This window comes from uncultured Streptococcus sp. (assembly GCF_901875575.1).
Lineage (GTDB): Bacteria > Bacillota > Bacilli > Lactobacillales > Streptococcaceae > Streptococcus.
The window spans coordinates 1-602 of record NZ_CABFMF010000057.1; the positions used below are offsets into that span (position 1 = coordinate 1).

General features: G+C 41.7%; 1 protein-coding gene. It reads right to left on the reverse strand.

Annotated elements, in window-relative coordinates; translation table 11 throughout:
• Window positions 1–602 (reverse strand): cell division FtsA domain-containing protein (locus QZ114_RS08520; RefSeq protein WP_295502191.1); only part of this gene is annotated, 602 nt, incomplete at both ends.

Below are 602 nucleotides of genomic sequence, written 5' to 3' on the forward strand. Positions count from 1 at the left end.
GTACAAACTGAGCTGTCTTTTGAAGCATCCCACCAAAACTAATTGGCTGATGACTTAAGTCATTCTCACCTTTTATCGCTCTCTGAGCCAAAAGATTAACTTCTGTTAATTGACCCGCAAATTCTGATAAACTAATCACATGCGCAAAGGCTGGATTACGGATACCAACTTGATTTGGAACATAAAGCTTGACACGAACGCCAAAGACTTCCTGAGCAAGTTCAACCATACCTGGTAAAATGGCATTCCCACCGATTAAGACAATACCACCAGGGAGGTCCAATAGACGTCTTCTATCTAATTCTTGCTTGATTTGTTCAAGGATGTGCTTGATTCGTGCAGAAATAATTTCTGACAAGTAGGCTTCCGTCACTTCGACTGCTTCTACTTCTCCAATAACTTCTACTTGGAAGGTTTCTTTGCTTGCAAGAGGCGGATAGGCTTCCCCGTAATTCAGTTTCAAACCTTCTGCTAATTTGCGAGAAGTTTTCAAGACTTTAGAGATATCCTTAGTTACATAATCTCCGCCTTCTTGGAGAATATTGGTAAACTGGAGTTCTTGGTTACGGATTGTAGCGACAGTCGTTTGACCTGCCCCCATA